19 protein-coding genes are annotated in these 17,101 nt (G+C 67.3%); all 19 read left to right on the top strand.

Translation table 11 applies throughout. The features are described 5' to 3' along the window. Nucleotides 1-5: 5 nt before the first annotated feature. Complete coding sequence (gene fliE, locus ACHMXA_RS26565) at nt 6-323, top strand: flagellar hook-basal body complex protein FliE (protein ID WP_395316973.1); 318 nt, start codon at nt 6-8, stop codon at nt 321-323. Between the two features lie 179 nt (nt 324-502). Continuing rightward, nucleotides 503-2,158, top strand: a complete 1,656-nt coding sequence (locus tag ACHMXA_RS26560; RefSeq protein ID WP_176662971.1) for a FliC/FljB family flagellin — start codon at nt 503-505, stop codon at nt 2,156-2,158. A 169-nt stretch (nt 2,159-2,327) separates the two neighbouring features. Beyond that, entirely contained in the window at nt 2,328-2,681 is a 354-nt protein-coding gene (locus tag ACHMXA_RS26555; protein ID WP_395316972.1) for a flagellar protein FlaG, read from the top strand. 55 nt (nt 2,682-2,736) lie between these two features. Continuing rightward, on the top strand, nt 2,737-4,179 hold the full coding sequence (fliD, locus tag ACHMXA_RS26550) for a flagellar filament capping protein FliD (RefSeq protein WP_395316971.1): 1,443 nt from the start codon (nt 2,737-2,739) through the stop codon (nt 4,177-4,179). A 34-nt stretch (nt 4,180-4,213) separates the two neighbouring features. Continuing rightward, complete coding sequence (fliS, locus tag ACHMXA_RS26545) at nt 4,214-4,633, top strand: flagellar export chaperone FliS (RefSeq protein ID WP_176662968.1); 420 nt, start codon at nt 4,214-4,216, stop codon at nt 4,631-4,633. Between the two features lie 28 nt (nt 4,634-4,661). Continuing rightward, nucleotides 4,662-4,994 carry a flagellar protein FliT gene (locus ACHMXA_RS26540; RefSeq protein WP_218088050.1) on the top strand — a complete coding sequence of 111 codons (333 nt, stop codon included), beginning with the start codon at nt 4,662-4,664 and terminating at the stop codon, nt 4,992-4,994. A gap of 52 nt (nt 4,995-5,046) precedes the next feature. Beyond that, nucleotides 5,047-6,357: a flagellar hook-length control protein FliK gene (locus tag ACHMXA_RS26535; RefSeq protein WP_395316970.1), complete on the top strand. Its 1,311-nt coding sequence runs from the start codon at nt 5,047-5,049 to the stop codon at nt 6,355-6,357. Continuing rightward, complete coding sequence (locus ACHMXA_RS26530) at nt 6,354-6,632, top strand: EscU/YscU/HrcU family type III secretion system export apparatus switch protein (RefSeq protein ID WP_176662966.1); 279 nt, start codon at nt 6,354-6,356, stop codon at nt 6,630-6,632. The genes ACHMXA_RS26535 and ACHMXA_RS26530 overlap by 4 nt, the downstream gene beginning before the upstream one ends. Before the next feature lie 336 nt (nt 6,633-6,968). After that, entirely contained in the window at nt 6,969-7,337 is a 369-nt protein-coding gene (flhD, locus tag ACHMXA_RS26525) for a flagellar transcriptional regulator FlhD (protein WP_371132118.1), read from the top strand. After that, nucleotides 7,334-7,930 (top strand): flagellar transcriptional regulator FlhC, encoded by a 597-nt coding sequence (flhC, locus tag ACHMXA_RS26520; RefSeq protein ID WP_176662964.1) that lies wholly within the window; start codon nt 7,334-7,336, stop codon nt 7,928-7,930. The genes flhD and flhC overlap by 4 nt, the downstream gene beginning before the upstream one ends. Nucleotides 7,931-8,006: 76 nt before the next feature. After that, a complete protein-coding gene (gene motA / locus ACHMXA_RS26515) occupies nt 8,007-8,867 on the top strand; it encodes a flagellar motor stator protein MotA (protein ID WP_176662963.1) in 861 nt (286 codons plus the stop codon). A gap of 40 nt (nt 8,868-8,907) precedes the next feature. Then, a complete protein-coding gene (gene motB / locus ACHMXA_RS26510) occupies nt 8,908-9,783 on the top strand; it encodes a flagellar motor protein MotB (RefSeq protein WP_176662962.1) in 876 nt (291 codons plus the stop codon). A gap of 22 nt (nt 9,784-9,805) precedes the next feature. Continuing rightward, nucleotides 9,806-11,905 carry a chemotaxis protein CheA gene (gene cheA / locus ACHMXA_RS26505; RefSeq protein ID WP_395316969.1) on the top strand — a complete coding sequence of 700 codons (2,100 nt, stop codon included), beginning with the start codon at nt 9,806-9,808 and terminating at the stop codon, nt 11,903-11,905. A 28-nt stretch (nt 11,906-11,933) separates the two neighbouring features. After that, complete coding sequence (locus ACHMXA_RS26500) at nt 11,934-13,229, top strand: EAL and HDOD domain-containing protein (RefSeq protein ID WP_395316968.1); 1,296 nt, start codon at nt 11,934-11,936, stop codon at nt 13,227-13,229. A gap of 99 nt (nt 13,230-13,328) precedes the next feature. Further along, complete coding sequence (locus ACHMXA_RS26495) at nt 13,329-14,165, top strand: CheR family methyltransferase (protein ID WP_395316967.1); 837 nt, start codon at nt 13,329-13,331, stop codon at nt 14,163-14,165. Beyond that, nucleotides 14,162-14,806, top strand: coding sequence for a chemoreceptor glutamine deamidase CheD (gene cheD / locus ACHMXA_RS26490; RefSeq protein WP_395316966.1), 645 nt, complete (start codon nt 14,162-14,164; stop codon nt 14,804-14,806). Before ACHMXA_RS26495 ends, cheD begins: the two co-directional genes overlap by 4 nt. A gap of 56 nt (nt 14,807-14,862) precedes the next feature. Beyond that, on the top strand, nt 14,863-15,888 hold the full coding sequence (locus tag ACHMXA_RS26485) for a chemotaxis response regulator protein-glutamate methylesterase (protein WP_395321385.1): 1,026 nt from the start codon (nt 14,863-14,865) through the stop codon (nt 15,886-15,888). A 40-nt stretch (nt 15,889-15,928) separates the two neighbouring features. Then, the gene (cheY, locus tag ACHMXA_RS26480; protein ID WP_164546721.1) at nt 15,929-16,324 is read left to right on the top strand and encodes a chemotaxis response regulator CheY; all 396 of its coding nucleotides are present in this window, start codon (nt 15,929-15,931) and stop codon (nt 16,322-16,324) included. Nucleotide 16,325: 1 nt separating this feature from the next. After that, the gene (gene cheZ, locus ACHMXA_RS26475; RefSeq protein WP_395316965.1) at nt 16,326-16,973 is read left to right on the top strand and encodes a protein phosphatase CheZ; all 648 of its coding nucleotides are present in this window, start codon (nt 16,326-16,328) and stop codon (nt 16,971-16,973) included. Nucleotides 16,974-17,101: the final 128 nt, after the last annotated feature.

Below are 17,101 nucleotides of genomic sequence, written 5' to 3'. Positions count from 1 at the left end.
TCACCATGTCCATCAGCGCCATCGAATCGGTCCTGCAGCAGATGCGGACCACCGCGGTCCAGACGGGCATCGGGCCGTCGGCCGCAGCGCCTGCCGAGGCCGGCGGCTTCGCGGCCGAACTCAAGCGCTCGCTCGCCAACATCAGCGGCGCCCAGCAGCAGGCCTATGCGCAGGCCGAGTCCTTCGAGCTGGGCAAGCCCGGCGTCGCGCTCAACGACGTGATGGTCGACCTGCAGAAGGCGAACGTCGCGTTCCAGACCGGGCTGCAGGTGCGCAACCGGCTGGTGACCGCCTACCAGGAAGTGATGAACCTGCAGGCCTGAGCGATGCAAAGGTGATGTGGCGGGGGCCGTGCAACTTTTTCCCGCATGCCCCTAAAGGTGTCTCGGGGGTCCGCCGATAACCAAGTCAACGATGGCTTGAGTCTCTAAGTGGAAGCGGGTCCAGCGTTACGGCCGAAAGCCGGAGTCCACAACCTTTTTTCATCAATCAGGAGTCGAACATGGCGCAAGTCATCAATACGAACAGCCTCTCCCTGCTCACGCAGAACAACCTGAACAAGTCGCAGTCGGCGCTGAACAGCGCCATCGAGCGCCTGTCTTCGGGCATGCGCATCAACAGCGCCAAGGACGATGCAGCCGGCCAGGCCATCGCCAACCGCTTCACGGCCAACATCAAGGGCCTGACGCAAGCCACCCGCAATGCCAACGACGGCATCTCGATCGCCCAGACGACGGAAGGCGCCCTGACCGAAGTCAACAACAACCTGCAGCGCATCCGCGAACTGGCCGTGCAAGCCGGCACGGGCACGAACTCGGCCAGCGACCTGGACTCGATCCAGGCTGAAATCGGCCAGCGCATGGACGAAATCAACCGCGTTTCGCAGCAGACCCAGTTCAACGGCGTGAAGGTCCTGTCGGCAGACGCCGGCAAGCTGACCGTGCAAGTCGGCGCGAACGATGGCGAAACCATCGACATCGACCTGCAGGAAATCAGCGCCAAGACCCTGGGCCTGGACGGCTTCAACGTCAACGGCAAGGGCGTGTCCGCCAACGCCAAGGCCAACGTCAACGACCTGACCAAGGCCGGCGCCACCGGCACGGGCCCGTACGTCGTGACCACCAGCTTCGCCAAGGTGACCGCCGAGCAGGCCGTCGACGCAATGCAGGACGGCAACACGGCTGTCGTGGGCGCGACCACCTACAAGTACGACGCAGCCGCCGGCAACTTCACGACCACCGTCGCGGTTGCCACCGGTGCTCCCACCACGGCTTTCGCCGGCACGCTGCTGCCGACCGCCGGCAACAAGTTCTCGGGCACCTTCACGGGTGTCAGCGGCACCACCAACTTCGAAGTCGACAGCGCCGGCGCGATCACCATCGGCGGCCAGGCAGCCTACCTCTCGGGCGGCAACCTGACGACCAACAACGTCGGTGCTCCCCCGGCCGCCACGCTGTCGGGCCTGTTCGCCAGCGGCGACACGACCGCCAGCGCATCCAGCATCAAGCTCAACGGCACGAGCTATGACTTCGGCGCCGCCGCCAACTCGGGCTTCACCTACACGAAGACCGTGTCGAAGGACGACGTGAAGACCGCCGTTGCCGGCGCCGCCTCGACGGTGAACCTGGGCTCGGGCATCTTCGCCTCGACCGTGACGTTCGCAGCTGCCGGTGGCCAGTCCAGCGACACGTACATGGACAACGACAAGGAGATGACCAAGACCGCGTCGTACACCACGAGCTACAACGTCAACGCAGTCAACGGCGAAGTGACCGTGGCCTCGACGACCGGCACGGGCAAGTACGCAGCCGACGTGGGCGCGGTGGCATACGTCAACTCCGCCGGCAAGCTGACCACGGACACGACCAGCAAGGGCACCAAGACGAGCAACCCGCTGGCCGCTCTCGACGCAGCCCTGGCCAAGGTCGACACGCTGCGCGGCAGCCTGGGTGCGGTGCAGAACCGCTTCGACTCGGTGATCGCCAACCTCGGCACCACGGTCGTCAACCTGTCCTCGTCGCGCTCGCGCATCCAGGACGCCGACTACGCGGTCGAAGTGTCGAACATGACGCGCGCCCAGATCCTGCAGCAAGCCGGTACCTCGGTGCTGTCGCAGGCCAACCAGACCACGCAAGGCGTGCTGTCGCTCCTGCGTTGATCGAAAGGACCTGAGAAGTCGGAGAAAAGCCGGGCCCCTCCCTTGGGATGGGGTCCGGCCGACGCAGGCCTTCGGCGCGAGCCGGGAGCGCCTGCGCTGTCCTCTGCGGCCATGCCCCCGCGGGCGAGGCCGCAGAGGACAGCGAACCCAGCACATCAAGGTGGAAAAGATGTTGAACCCCGTGTCGGCGAATTCCGTGAAGGACAACCAGTGGACGCAGCTGCTCGTCGGCGGTGCCGCGGGTGCCGTGGCGGCAGGCGCCGCCACGGCCGAGAAGGACGACGCGAAGGAGGCTGCGACGCCGGTGCAGGTCGAGCAGGCGGTGCGGCAGGTGAACGAGTCGCTCGCGCTGCGCGAGGTAGGCCTGCGGTTCGAGGTCGACAAGGAGACCGACATGGTCATCGTCAAGGTGGTGGACCGCGCCAGCGGCGAGGTCATCCGCCAGATTCCCAACGAGGAAGTCGTGCGCATCGCGAAGCTGATGAACGACGGCAACGGACTGCTGGTGGACCACGCGGCCTGAGGCCTGCGCCCGGGCATCGGCAATCTCAATCAAGGACAGACAGGAAAGCAACCACATGGCAACCATCAGCAGCCTCGGCGTCGGCGCCAATCTCGACCTCGCCTCCCTGCTCACGCAGCTCGAGACGGCCGAGAAGCAGCCCATGGTGGCGCTGCAGGCCAAGGCCAAGAGCTACACGAGCAAGCTGTCGGCCTACGGCACGGTCCAGAGCGCGCTCGCCACGCTGCAGGCGGCGGCCAAGAAGCTCGGCGACCCGACGTTCTTCCAGAGCGTGACGGGCACGCCCACGGTCAGCGGCATCCTGTCGGCAGCCGCCACCGACACGAGCGCGGCGGGCAACTACACCATCGACGTGACGCAGATCGCGCAGTCGCAGACGCTGGTGAGCGCGGGGCAGGCCGACGCCAAGGCCGCCATCGGCACCGGCAAGATCACCATCGACTTCGGCGCCATCGCCGGCGGCACGCTCGACCCGGCAACCGGCCAGTACAGCGGCGCCACCTTCACCGCCGACGCGAGCCGGCCCGCCAAGTCGATCACCATCGATTCGACCAACAATACGCTGGAAGGCATTCGCAGTGCCATCAACGGCGCGAACGCGGGCGTGACCGCCAGCATCGTGAACGACGGCAGCGGCACGCCCAACCGGCTGGTGCTGACTTCCACGCAGACCGGCGAGAAGTCGAGCATGCGCATCGCGGTCGATGGCGACGCGGCGCTGCAGGGCCTGCTGAACAACGACCCCGCCGGCGCGCAGAACCTGAAGCAGACTTCGGCGGCGCAGAACGCGAAGCTCAACGTCAACGGCATCGACATCACGAGCTCGACCAACACCGTGAAGGAAGCCATCCAGGGCGCCACGCTGACGCTGGTGGGCACCGGGAAGACGGGCCTCTCGATGAAGGAGAACACGGCCAGCGCGAAGACGGCGATCAACGACTTCGTGAAGGCCTACAACAGCCTGCAGAGCACCGCCAAGACGCTGACCGCCTACGACGCCGACACCAAGACGGCCGCGGCGCTGGTGGGCGACAGCACGCTGCGCAACCTGCAGACGCGCATCCGCCAGGCGCTCATCACGCCGCAGGCCGGCGGCACGAACGACATGAAGGTGCTGACCGAGATCGGCGTGTCCTTCCAGAAGGACGGCACCCTGGCCGTGGATTCGGACAAGCTCGACAAGGCCCTCGCCAACAACCTCAAGGGCGTGGCGAACCTGTTCTCCAGCGCCACCGGCAGCACGGCCGGCTACGGCAAGCAGATCGACGCGCTGGTGGACGACGTGACCAAGGGCTCCCTGAAGGTGGCGAGCGACGGCGTGACCGCGACCATCAAGGAACTCGACACCCAGTACGACGCGATGCAGATGCGCGTGGACGCCACGGTCGACCGCTACCGCAAGCAGTTCAACGCCCTGGACGTGCTGATCAACAACCTGAACAACACCAAGAACTACCTCACGCAGCAGTTCGATGCGATGTCGAAGCAGTCCAAGTAGGACGCAGGACACGCGGAACCCGGAGCACCAGCCGATGTACACCCCCCACAACATGCGAACCGGTGCCGGCGCCTATGCGCGCCTCGGCGTGGAGACCAGCGCGATGAGCGCGTCGCCTCACCAGCTCATCGTGATGCTGTTCGATGGCGCGAAGACCGCCATCGCCATGGCCCGCCACCACATGGCGACGGGAGAGATCGAGGCCAAGGGCAACGCGATCTCCAAGGCCATCGGCATCGTCGACAACGGCCTGAAGGCCGCGCTCGACGCCGATGCGGCCGGCGAGGCCGGCGCCGAACTGGTGGGCAACCTGTCGGCGCTGTACGACTACGTCGTGCAGCGGCTGTTCCGCGCCAACCTGCACAACGACGCGCAGGCCCTGGACGAGGCCGACCGCCTGCTCGAGAACATCGCTTCCGCCTGGCGGGAGATCGACGAACGGGCCCGCAGCTGAAATGCAACCTAAAGAGAAACAAGACAACATGGCATTCCGCAGTGAGGTCGTTTATTGCTACGAAGAGCTGGCTGCGACCATCGCGTCGATGCTCGTGCTGGCGCATGCCAAGGAATGGGGCCGGCTCCCCGCGCTCGAGGAACGCTGCTCGGCCATGGTGGATCGCCTGCGCGCCATCGAGCCGCACGAGTCTCTGGATGCGCAGCAGGTCGAGCACGTGCTCTATCTGCTGGAGCGCATCCGCTCGGACCAGGCGGAGGTGTCGGGGCTCATCAAGCCGCAGCTCGAGGACCTGATCGGCCGCATGGGCTATCTCACCCAGCAGAAGAACCTCGGCCGCGCCTACGGGCCGCCGCACTGAGCGCGCCCGCCGCCCGGACCCGACGCACCGAACAAGCTGAACCAGCCGAACCATGACTGCACTCGCCGGATTGATCGACGCGCTGCTTGCCGCAAGGCTGGCGCCGCGCCTCGACGTCCTCGGCATCAAGCCCGAGGCCGCGATCGGCGCGCCCGGCCCGGCGGTGGCGATCGGCAAGGTCGAGAACGATGTGCGGCTGCCTTCCAATGCCGCGCTCGACAGGCAGATTCCCGGCGCCGCGGCCGGCGGCACCGCGCATGTCGCCGCGGGCGCCGCGCCCTCGATGGCCGCGCGGCTGTCGGTGGCGGCACGCGTGATCGGTGCCGTGCTGGCCGACCTGCAGGCGCAGCCGGGCCCGGTGCGCGGCGCGGCCCCGCTGGTGCCGTCGAGCGGACAGCCCGTGAATGCGGCCCAGCTGGCTGGTGTGCTGGCGCAGACCGTGTCTGACAGCGGCCTCTTCTACGAGTCGCACCTGGCGTCGTTCGCGGCGGGTGGCCGCTCGCTCGCGCAGATGAGGCAGGAACCGCAGGCGCAGTGGGCCATGCCGATGGCCGTGGCCGCGAAGGCGCAGGCGAGTGCGCCGGCCGCGTCGTCGGCGGCAGCTGCCGCGGCGCTGGCGGCGATCGTCGACTCGCCCGATGCACTGCCTTCGCTCGCGGCGCAGGCGCAGGCTCAACCTCCGGCGCACGAGGGCGACGGAGCCGGCGCGGCGAAGGCTGCCGTGCCACAGGCTTCCGCCAGCGATGCGCAATCGCGCAGCGCCGACGGATCTTTCATGCAAGGCAAACCGCAGCCTTTGGAACAGGCGGCGGCGAACGACGCGGCGCGGGTGCAGGCGGCCTATCGCCAGCCGCAGGGCGCGCCGTCGCCCGGCGGCACGCTCGAGTCTTCGATGGCCACCCATCGCATGGCCGATTCCGCGCGCCAGGCCGACAGCGCCGCGGCCTTGCCGGCATCGCGCCCTGCCGAAGTGATCCATCCGCAGGCTGTCACGCTCGTGCACCAGCAACTCGACCTGTTGGCCAGCTCGGTCTTCCGCTGGAACGGCCAGGCCTGGCCCGACGTGCCGATGAGCTGGGCCGTCGAGCAAGAGCAGGCCCGGCCCGGCTCCCATGACGGCGCCGCAGCCGGCGAAGAGGACGCGCGCCGCTGGTCGACCACGGTGTCGCTGGCGCTGCCGAAGCTCGGCGAGGTCGACCTGCGGCTGAGCCTGGACGGCTTTGCCGTGCAGGCGCATCTGTTCGCTCGCGAGGCTTCGACCATGGCGCGCCTGCGCGGCGACACCGGTCGGCTCGCCGGGCGCTTCGATGCCGCGGGCCTGCAATTGCAGCAGGTGCTGGTCGCGCAGAAGGAGCCCGCATGAGCGAAGAAGTGCTCGACAACCGCAGCAGCGCCGTCGCCCTGTCGTATGCGGACAAGACGCGCGCGCCCGTCGTCGTGGCCAAGGGTTACGGCGTGGTCGCCGAATCGATCATGCGCGAGGCGCGCGAGCACGGGCTGTACGTGCACTCGTCGGCCGACCTCGTGAAGCTGCTCATGCAGGTCGACCTGGACCGGCAGATCCCGCCGCAGCTGTACCTCGCGGTGGCCGAGGTGATGGCCTGGATCTACGGGCTCGAGGGTCGCGAAGGCGACTAATTGACCATATGGACCAATGTGAAATCATGGATCGGAATATTTCGGGCTGTGGAATTTCATTGAGTGGAATTAGGCCCATAGCATTTATTAATTCGATGTTGTTTGCGAATAAATTACAGCCGAAAAAAGTTGCATCGGTAACCTTTGTTACCGTAAAGCCTGACACCTGTAAACAACACGCTTCACTGGGGATGCAGCTGTAGCTTGTCAGCCACCTCCTACTTTTTTTGGACCCTTGTCATACAAAACACTTCAACATGTAAAACTTTGTGTATATAATGTATACACGATTGTTAGGAGCACGAAGTGAGCTTTGAATCGGAAATGGGATCAGACGTGGAAAACTGCAACATCACCGCAAGCGGCGTGATTTCGAGAGAAATCGGCGAGATAAATCTGGCCTATATGCTGCTGGCGCAGAAGCTGGTCAAGCAGGACCGGGCCGAGGCGATGTTCCGCCTTGGCGTAGGCCGCGAACTGGCCGATCTGCTGGCGAACATGTCGCTCAGCCAGATCGTGAAGCTGGCCGCTTCCAACTTCCTCCTGTGCAGCTTCCGGCTGGACGACCGCCCGATGTTCGCGGTGGTCGGCGAGGGCAAGGAGCCCGCGCTGCAGCAGGCGCACATGTCGATACTGATGGCCGCGCGCCTGGCGCAGGCCCAGGTCGATTCGCAGGCGCAGATGCGCGCAGCGGGCGCGGCGTGACCAGCAAGAGCGTCCTGGGCGAGGTCCGCCAGGTGCAGCTCGCGATCGAGCTGATCGGGCTCGGCGCGCGCCTGCAGTTCCTGGAGGGCGCCGTCGCGCTGAGCCGCGAGCGGCTGATCCGCCTCTACAAGGAACTCAAGGGCGTTTCCCCGCCCAAGGGCCTGCTGCCGTTCTCGACCGACTGGTACATGACGTGGCTGGCCAACATCCACTCGTCGATGTTCTACAACATCTACCGCTTCATGCTCGACGAGGCGGACGAGAACGAACTGCCCGCGCTCATCAAGGCGTATCGCCTCTACACGGAGCAGGTCGAGGCCAATGGCGGCGAGGTGGTGCTCGACTTCACCCGCGCCGAGACCATGGTGCGCTTCTTCGACAGCGACATGCTGCAGCTGAGCACCTGCTGCCGTTGCGGCGGCCACTTCGTGGCGCACGCCCACGACAACAAGAACGGATACGTGTGCGTGCTGTGCCGTCCGCCTTCGCGCGCGGGCAAGGCGCGCAAGCCCGGCAAGGGCGCCGAGGTGCGCCGCAACGGGCTGGCTGCGATCGCACCCACGCCCGTGATGGACATCGGCGGCGCCGTCTAGGAAAAGTGCCGGGCCCGCGCGAACCGCGGGCTCGGCTTTGTTGATTCGACGCCTCGAGGGGCGATAGGGGAAGCGCGTGCTGGTTCTGGTTGGATATCTCGTGGTGATAGGCGCCGTGTTCGGCGGCTACGGCCTCATGGGCGGGCACTTCGGCGTGCTGTTCCAGCCGGTCGAGCTGCTCATGATCGGCGGCTCGGCGCTGGGCGCGTTCATCGCGGGCAACAACGGCAAGACCATCAAGGCGACCATCAAGGAGCTGCCGCTGCTGCTGCGCACCTCCAAGCACAACCGCCAGCTCTACATGGACCTGCTCGCGCTGCTGTACGAGCTGCTCGCCAAGGCCCGCAAGGAAGGCATGATGAAGCTGGAGACCGACGTAGAGGACCCGGCCCAGAGCGAGATCTTCACGCGCTACCCGAACATCCTGGCGCACGAGGGCATCACCGTCTTCCTGTGCGACTACCTGCGCCTGGTCATCAGCGGCAACACCGACGCGCACGAGATCGAGGCGCTGATGGACCACGAGATCGAGACCATCCGCCACGAGGCCGAGGTGCCCGGCCACAGCCTCTCGCGCGTGAGCGACGCGCTTCCCGCGCTGGGCATCGTCGCGGCCGTGATGGGCGTGGTGCACGCACTGGGCTCGGCCAATCTGCCGCCCTCGGAGATGGGCGCGCTGATCGCGCATGCGATGGTGGGCACCTTCCTCGGCGTGCTGCTGGCCTACGGCTTCGTCTCGCCGCTGGCCTCGCTGATCGAGCAGAAGGTGGAAGAAGGCATGAAGATCTACCAGTGCGCCAAGGTCACGCTGCTGGCCAACCTCAACGGCTATGCGCCGCAGCTCGCGGTGGAGTTCGGCCGCAAGGTGCTGTTCTCGACCGAGCGCCCCTCGTTCACCGAGCTGGACGACCACGTCCGCGAGGTCAAGGCGCGCTGACGCGCCCATCGCACGAGCCAGCACAGAGCAGCGAGCGATCATGAGCGACGACAAGCCAAGGGTCATCTTCAAGCACGTCCACAAGGGCAAGCACGGCGGTGCCCACGGCGGCGGCTGGAAGATCGCCTATGCCGACTTCATGACGGCCATGATGGCCTTCTTCCTCGTGATGTGGCTGCTCTCCATTTCCAGCCCGAAGCAGCGCGAAGGCATTGCCGAGCACTTCCGCATGCCGCTGCGCGTGGCGCTGAACGGCGGCGACAAGTCCAGCCTCAGCGCCAGCATGATTCCCGGCGGCGGCGCCGATCCGATGCACGCCGAGGGCGAGGTCAGGTTCGCCGAGGCGAACAGCCAGGAGGATGCCGACGCCAGCCGCCTGGCCGAGATGAAGAAGAAGCTCGACGACCTGATCGAGAAGAGCCCCGTGTTCCAGCAGTTCCGCTCGCAGATCCTGATCGACATCACCACCGAGGGCCTGCGCCTGCAGATCGTCGACACCGAGAACCGGCCCATGTTCGAGCTGGCCAGCGCCCGCGTGGTGCCGCACATGCGCGCCATCCTGCGCGAGCTGGCGCCCGCGCTCAACGGGCTGCCCAACAAGATCACGCTGTCGGGCCACACCGACGCCATCGTCTACACCAACGACCGCTCCTACGGCAACTGGGAACTCTCGTCGGACCGCGCCAACGCCTCGCGGCGCGAGCTCGTGGCCGGCGGCATGACCGAGGGCAAGGTGCTGCGCGTGATCGGCCTGGCCGACAGCATGCACCTGGACAAGGCCGATCCGCGCAACCCGATCAACCGCCGCATCAGCATCATCCTGCTCAACCACCGCACGCAGGAGCGCATCGAGCGCGAGAACAGCACCGAGCCCGTCGGCATGCGGATCGGCAAGGCAGCCGCCAGGACGGAATGACATAACTACAACGACCCGACAGATGGACCTCAGCCAATTCACCCAAGCCTTCTTCGTCGAAGCCATCGAACTGCTCGCGGAGATGGAGCAGCTCCTGCTGGAACTCGACGTCGACGCGCCCGACAGCGAACAGCTCAACGCCATATTCCGCGCGGCGCATTCCATCAAGGGCGGCGCCGCGACTTTCGGCTTCACCGCCCTGACCAACACCACGCATGTTCTCGAGTCGCTGTTGGACCGCGCCCGCCACGGGCAGCTGCGCCTGACCGGCCGGATGATCGATGCATTCCTGGAAACGAAGGACGCCTTGCAAGAACAACTCACTGCCTACCAGGCCGGCAAGGAGCCGGACGCGGACATGGTCGCTCACATCTGTGGCGTGCTCCAGCAACTCGCGCTCGAAAGCGGCGACGGCAGCGCGGCCGTGCAGGCGGCCGCGCCTGCACCGGCCCCGGCGCCCGTTCCTGCACCCGCGCCGACGGCCGCTCCCGAGCCGGCAGCGGCGGATGCGGGCGGAGAAGGCGGTGCCTTGCGCATCCGCTTCGCGCGCCTGTCCGACAGCGAATGCGACCTGCTCGCCGGCGAGCTCGCCAACCTCGGCAAGGTGCTGTCGCGCACGCGCAGCAACGACCAGCTGACCGTGCTGCTCGAGACGACCTGCTCGCCGGACGACATCGTCGCGGTGTGTTGCTTCGTCATCGACGAGTCGCAGATCGACATCACGCGCGAGGCCGTCGCGCAAGCCGCGGCGGCAGTGGAAGCGCCCGCGCCAGCGCCCGTGGCGGCACTGGTGGAAGCCGCAAAACCGCAGGCTGCGCAGGTCGCACAGGCTGCGCCGGCCGTGGCGCCCGCCGCCGCGCCGGGGGCCTCGCCGGCGGCGTCCCCAGCAGGTGCGAAGGAGTCCAGCTCCATCCGCGTCGACGTGGAGAAGGTCGACCAGCTCATCAACCTCGTGGGCGAGCTCGTCATCACGCAGTCGATGCTCACGCAGGCCGCGACCATGCTCGACCCGGTGGCCTACGAGCGCTTCCTCAGCGGCCTGGGCCACCTGGAGCGCAACGCGCGCGACCTGCAGGAATCGGTCATGTCCATCCGCATGATGCCGATGGACTACGTGTTCAGCCGCTTCCCGCGCGTCATCCGCGACGTGAGCGCCAAGCTGGGCAAGCAGGTGCGCCTGGACACCTACGGCAAGGAAACCGAACTCGACAAGGGCCTGATCGAGCGCATCGTCGATCCGCTCACGCACCTGGTGCGCAACAGCCTCGACCACGGCATCGAGACGCCCGACGTGCGCCTGGCCAAGGGCAAGGACGCCACCGGCCAGCTGCTGCTGTCGGCGCAGCACCATGGCGGCAACATCGTGATCGAGGTGAGCGACGACGGCGCGGGCCTCAACCGCGAGCGCATCCTGGCCAAGGCCATGCAGCAAGGCCTGCTGGTGAGCGAATCGATGCCCGACGAAGAGGTGTGGCAGCTGATCTTCGCGCCGGGCTTCTCCACCGCCGAGCAGGTCACCGACATCTCGGGCCGCGGCGTGGGCATGGACGTGGTCAAGCGCAACATCCAGGAGATGGGCGGCCACGTGGAGATCCACTCGCGCGGCGGGCAGGGCACCACCACCCGCATCGTGCTGCCGCTGACGCTGGCCATCCTCAACGGCATGTCGGTGAAGGTGGGCAGCGAGGCCTACATCCTGCCGCTGAGCTACGTCATCGAGTCGCTGCAGCCGCTGCCCGAGCACCTGCATTCCATCACCGCCGACGGCCATGTGATCCGCGTGCGCGGCGAATACCTGCCGCTCATCGAGCTGCACCGCGTGTTCGACGTGGCGGGTGCGCAGACGCATCCCACGCAGGGCATCCTGGTGATCGTGCAGGCCGACGACAGCCGCTTCGCGCTGCTGGTGGACGAGCTGCTCGGCCAGCACCAGGTGGTGGTGAAGAACCTGGAGACCAACTACCGCAAGGTGCCCGGCATCTCAGCCGCGACCATCCTCGGCGACGGCAGCGTCGCCTTCATCATCGACGTGGGCGCCATGCCGCGGATCCAGCGCGCGCAGGCCGCGAGCACGGCCGCGCTCGCGGGCGCCGCCCGGAGGTCCGACTCCATTGCGATCTGACGACACACGACCGGGTGGAGACAGCTGAATGCGCTTCGATTTCTTCCGTCGCACCTCCGAAGACGCGGCCTCCGGCGCCGGCTCGCCCGCGCAGGCAGAGGCAGGCTCCGGCGGCCACGTGACCTACGCCATGCTGCTCGACGCGCAGCGGCGCGTCATCGGCTATCGCATGGGGTGGCGCGCCACGGGCGGCCCGGAGGCTTCCGGCGCCGCGGGCGTGAAGGCGCTCATGGACACGCTGGCCATGCATCTCAACCCGGGCGGCGATGGCTGGCTGCTGGGCTCGCAACTGCTGTTCGTCGACGTCACGGTCGATGCGCTTTTCCAGAGCGAACTGCAGTCGCTGCCGCCGCAGCAGGTGGTGTTGTGCATGGGCGCGGAAGAGATGCTCGACGCCGACCTGCGCTCCATCGTGCTGTTCCTGCGCGAGCAGGGCTTCGGCTTCATGCTGTGCGGCGCTTCCGCCCTGCCCGAAGATCCGGAGCTGCGCTCCATCGTCACTCACTTCGAGGTGGGCGCGCACGACGTCGACACCGTGATGCGGCTGCGGCAGGACGCCCAGCTCGGCCATCCGCCGGTGGAGCCCGTCGCCTCGCGCGTGGATGACTGGGCCGGCTTCGACGCCTGCGCCGGCCGCCGCGTGAGCGTGTTCGTCGACGGTGCCTTCCGCAATCCGCCGGTGCTCGAGACCGAGGACGCGCTGCAGCCCGAATCGCTGCTGATCGTGCAGCTGATGCAGATGCTCCAGCGCAACGAAGACCTGCGCGTCATCGAGGCCGCGCTCAAGCACGACGCCGCGCTCACCTACCGCCTGCTGCGCTACATCAACTCGCCCGCGGTGGGCATGGCGGTGGAGATCCATTCGCTGCGCCATGCCGTGGCCATGCTCGGCTATTCGCCGCTGTACCGCTGGCTGTCGCTGCTGCTGGCCACCAGCAACAAGGCGGGTTCGCCCTACATGATGAAGAAGGCCATCCTGCGCGGGCGCTTCGTCGAGCTGATCGGGCAGGGCATGCTGCCGGCCGGGGAGGCCGACAACCTGTTCGTGGCCGGCATGTTCTCGCTGCTCGACCAGCTGCTAGGCGTTTCCATGGAGGGCGTGCTGCGCAAGGTGCAGCTCACCGAGGCGGTGCAGCAGGCCATTCTTTCGCGCGGGGGGCTGTACGGCCCCTTCGTGGCGCTGGCCGAGAGCTGCGAGTGCGACGACGGGCAGGCCGCGCGCCTGTCGGAGGCGCTGTTCCTGAGCCCGGAGCAGGTCAACGCGGCGCAGCTGGCGGCGCTGGTGTGGGCGCAGGACGCGAGTCCGGCCGCGGGTGGACCATGACGCGAAGGAGGCCTGAAGTGCGGGGCATTCGCGCGTCTGATCGGTCCATTGGAAACGGTGGGCACTATGTACATTGAAAGCCAAGCTTCCAGGCTGGCCGTGACGACAGAGTTCCATTTCACCGACAACGACTTCTCGCGCATACGGACACTGATCCACCGCCGCGCGGGCATCGCCCTGGGCGAGCAGAAGCGGCAGATGGTGTACAGCCGGCTCTCGCGGCGGCTGCGGGAGCTGCAGTTGCCCGACTTCGCCTCGTACCTCGACTGGCTCGAGCAGCGCCAGGACGGCGACGAGTGGCAGCTGTTCATCAACTCGCTGACCACCAACCTCACGTCGTTCTTCCGCGAAGCGCACCACTTCCCGACGCTGGCCGACCATGTGCGCAAGGCGAAGCAGCCGGTCACCGTGTGGTGCGCGGCGGCATCGACGGGCGAGGAGCCCTATTCGATCGCCATCACGCTGATGGAGGCCCTGGGCGACAAGGCCGCCGCCTCGCGCGTGATCGCCACCGACATCGACACCGCCGTGCTCGCCAAGGCCGCCACCGGCGTGTTCACCGCCGAGCAGGTGCGCCGGCTCGCGCCCGAGCGGCTGCGGCGCTTCTTCAACAAGGGCACGGGCGCGAACGCGGGCAAGGTGCGCGTGCGCCCCGAGGTCGCGGCGCTGGTGAAGTTCTCGCGGCTCAACCTGCTCGACAGCACCTGGCCGGTGAAGGAGCCGGTGGACGCGATCTTCTGCCGCAACGTGATGATCTATTTCGACAAGCCGACGCAGAAGAAGGTGCTCGACCGCTTCGCGCCGCTTCTCAAGCCCGATGGCCTGCTGTTCGCGGGGCATTCGGAGAACGCGTCGCTCGTCAACCAGGCCTTCCGCCCGCTGGGGCAGACCGTGTACGAGCTGGCGCGGACACGCGCCGCGGGTGCTTCCGCATGAACGCGGCCTCCAGCGCGGCCGCACCGGGCTCGGTGGCCAGCCATCACTACTTCGACCGCGACGTCGGCATGATGGCCGTGAAGCTGCTGCCTTCCGAGTACTACGTGACTTCGAGCAACACCGCGCTCAGCACGGTGCTGGGCTCCTGCGTGGCCGCATGCCTGCACGACCGCGAGGCCGGCGTGGCCGGCATGAACCACTTCATGCTGCCCGACGACGGTGAACAGGGTGCCGGCGCCGGCGTGCGCGACGCCGTCGAATCGATGCGCTATGGCGCCTACGCCATGGACGTGCTCATCCGCGAGCTGGTGCGCGCGGGCGCGCGCCGCGACCGGATCAAGGCCAAGGTGTTCGGCGGCGGCGCGGTGCTGGCCAACATGACCACGCTGAACATCGGCGACCGCAATGCCGACTTCGTGCTGCGCTACCTGAACAACGAGCGCATCGAGGTCGCCGCGCAGGACTTGCGCGGGCCGCACGCGCGCCGCGTGTGCTTCGTGCCGGCGACGGGCAAGGCCATCGTGCGCAAGCTGCGTGCGCAGACAGAAGTGCGGCAGGTGCAGCGCGAGGAGGGCGAGCTGCTGCGCAGGCTGTCCGGCCTGCGTGCGGCGCCTGCGGCCGACAACAAAGGAATCCAGTGAGCGTCAAGAAAATCAAGGTGCTGTGCGTCGACGACTCGGCGCTCATCCGCAGCGTGATGACGGAGATCATCAACAGCCAGCCCGACATGACGGTGGTGGGCACCGCGGCCGACCCGCTGGTGGCGCGCGACCTCATCAAGGTGACCAACCCCGACGTGCTCACGCTCGATGTGGAAATGCCGCGCATGGACGGGCTGGAGTTCCTCGAGAAGCTCATGCGGCTGCGGCCCATGCCGGTGGTCATGGTGTCGTCGCTGACCGAGCGCGGCTCGGAGATCGCGCTGCGCGCGCTCGAGCTGGGCGCCATCGACTTCGTGACCAAGCCGCGCCTGGGCGTGCGCGACGGGCTGCTCAACTACACCGAGCTGATCGCCGGCAAGATCCGCACGGCCGCCAGCGCGCGCCTGCTGCCTGCACGGCCCGCCGCGGCCGCGCGCCCCGGCGGCGACGCGCCGCAGGAATCGCTGCTGCGCAGCCCGCTGCTGAGTACAGAGAAGCTCATCATCATCGGCGCCTCCACCGGCGGCACCGAGGCCATCCGCGAAGTGCTGCAGCCGCTGCCGCCCGATTCGCCCGCGGTAATGATCGCGCAGCACATGCCCGCGGGCTTCACGCGCTCGTTCGCTCAGCGGCTGGACGGCCTGTGCCGCATCAACGTGAAGGAAGCCGAGCACGGCGAGCGCGTGCTGCCGGGCTATGCCTACATCGCGCCCGGCGGCTTCCACCTGTCGCTCGCGCGCAGCGGCGCCAACTACGTGGCGCACCTCGACCAGGAGCCGCCGGTGAACCGCCACCGGCCGTCCATCGACGTGCTGTTCGATTCCGCCGCCAAGCATGCGGGCAAGAACGCCATCGGGATCATCCTGACCGGCATGGGCAAGGACGGCGCCGAGGGCCTGCTGCGCATGCGGCGCGCCGGCGCGCACACGCTGGCGCAGGACGAGGCGAGCTGCGTGGTCTTCGGCATGCCGCGCGAGGCCATCGCGCTGGGTGCGGTGGACGATGTGTCGCCGCTGGGCGAAGTGAGCCGCCGCGTGCTCGCACACCTTCGCACGTTCGGCGAACGCGCGAACCGAGTTTGAGAGAAACAGAAAACGACTTGTTGGAGCTGGAAATATCGTGATGGACAAGAGCATCAAAATCCTGGTTGTGGACGACTTCCCGACCATGCGCCGCATCGTGCGCAACCTGCTGAAGGAACTCGAGTTCCACAACGTCGACGAGGCCGAGGACGGCGCCGCCGGCATCGAGAAGCTGCGCGGCGGCAACTTCGGCTTCGTGGTGTCGGACTGGAACATGCCCAACATGGACGGCCTGACCATGCTGCAGACCATCCGCGCCGACCCCGAGCTCAAGAAGCTGCCGGTGCTGATGGTCACGGCCGAGGCCAAGAAGGAGAACATCGTTGCCGCGGCGCAGGCCGGCGCCAACGGCTACGTGGTGAAGCCCTTCACCGCCGCGACGCTCGAGGAAAAGATCACCAAGATCTTCGAGAAGCTGGCCAAGGAGGCCGCGTGACATGAGCCAGAACACTGCCGCCGCCGTGGTCGCTGAACCCGCCAACACCACCGAGGAACTGCTGGGCCGCATCGGCCAGCTCACGCGCCAGCTGCGCGACGGCCTGCGCGAGCTGGGCCTCGACAAGCAGGTGGCCAGGGCCGCGCAGGCCATTCCGGATGCGCGCGACCGCCTGAGCTACGTGGCCGAGACCACCGAACGCGCGGCGCACCGCGCGCTCAACGCCATCGACGTGGCGCAGCCGCTGCAGGAAGCGCTGGCCACCGATGCCAAGGGCCTGAGCAAGCGCTGGGACGAATGGTTCAAGAACCCCATCGAGCTCGACCATGCGCGCGAGCTGGTGCTCGACACGCGCGGCTACCTCGACGGCGTGCCCGAGCGCGCGAGCGCGATCAACACGCAGCTCATGGAGATCCTGATGGCGCAGGACTTCCAGGACCTGACGGGCCAGGTCATCAAGAAGATGATGGAAGTGGTCAACGACGTCGAGACGCAGCTGCTGCAGGTGCTGATCGACAACTCGGCGCCCGAGAAGCGCCACGAGGCCGTGCAGAGCTTGCAGAACGGCCCGCAGATCAAGCCCGGCAACCCCGATGCCGTGACCGACCAGGCGCAGGTCGACGACCTGCTGGAGAGCCTCGGCTTCTGATTCCGGAGGTCGCTTCTATTGTCCGAACTGCAGGGGTATCAGGCCCCTGATCGGCAGATTGTTCCGAGGGGCCGAATCCAATAATTTGGCCATGGGCAAGGCGCATTGCGCCAGTGCCGGTTCGGAGC

The organism is Variovorax sp. UC74_104, assembly GCF_044055375.1.
Classification (GTDB): domain Bacteria; phylum Pseudomonadota; class Gammaproteobacteria; order Burkholderiales; family Burkholderiaceae_C; genus Variovorax.
The sequence above is the reverse complement of the archived record's forward strand: the minus strand, read 5'-3'. Positions and strand labels throughout refer to the sequence as shown.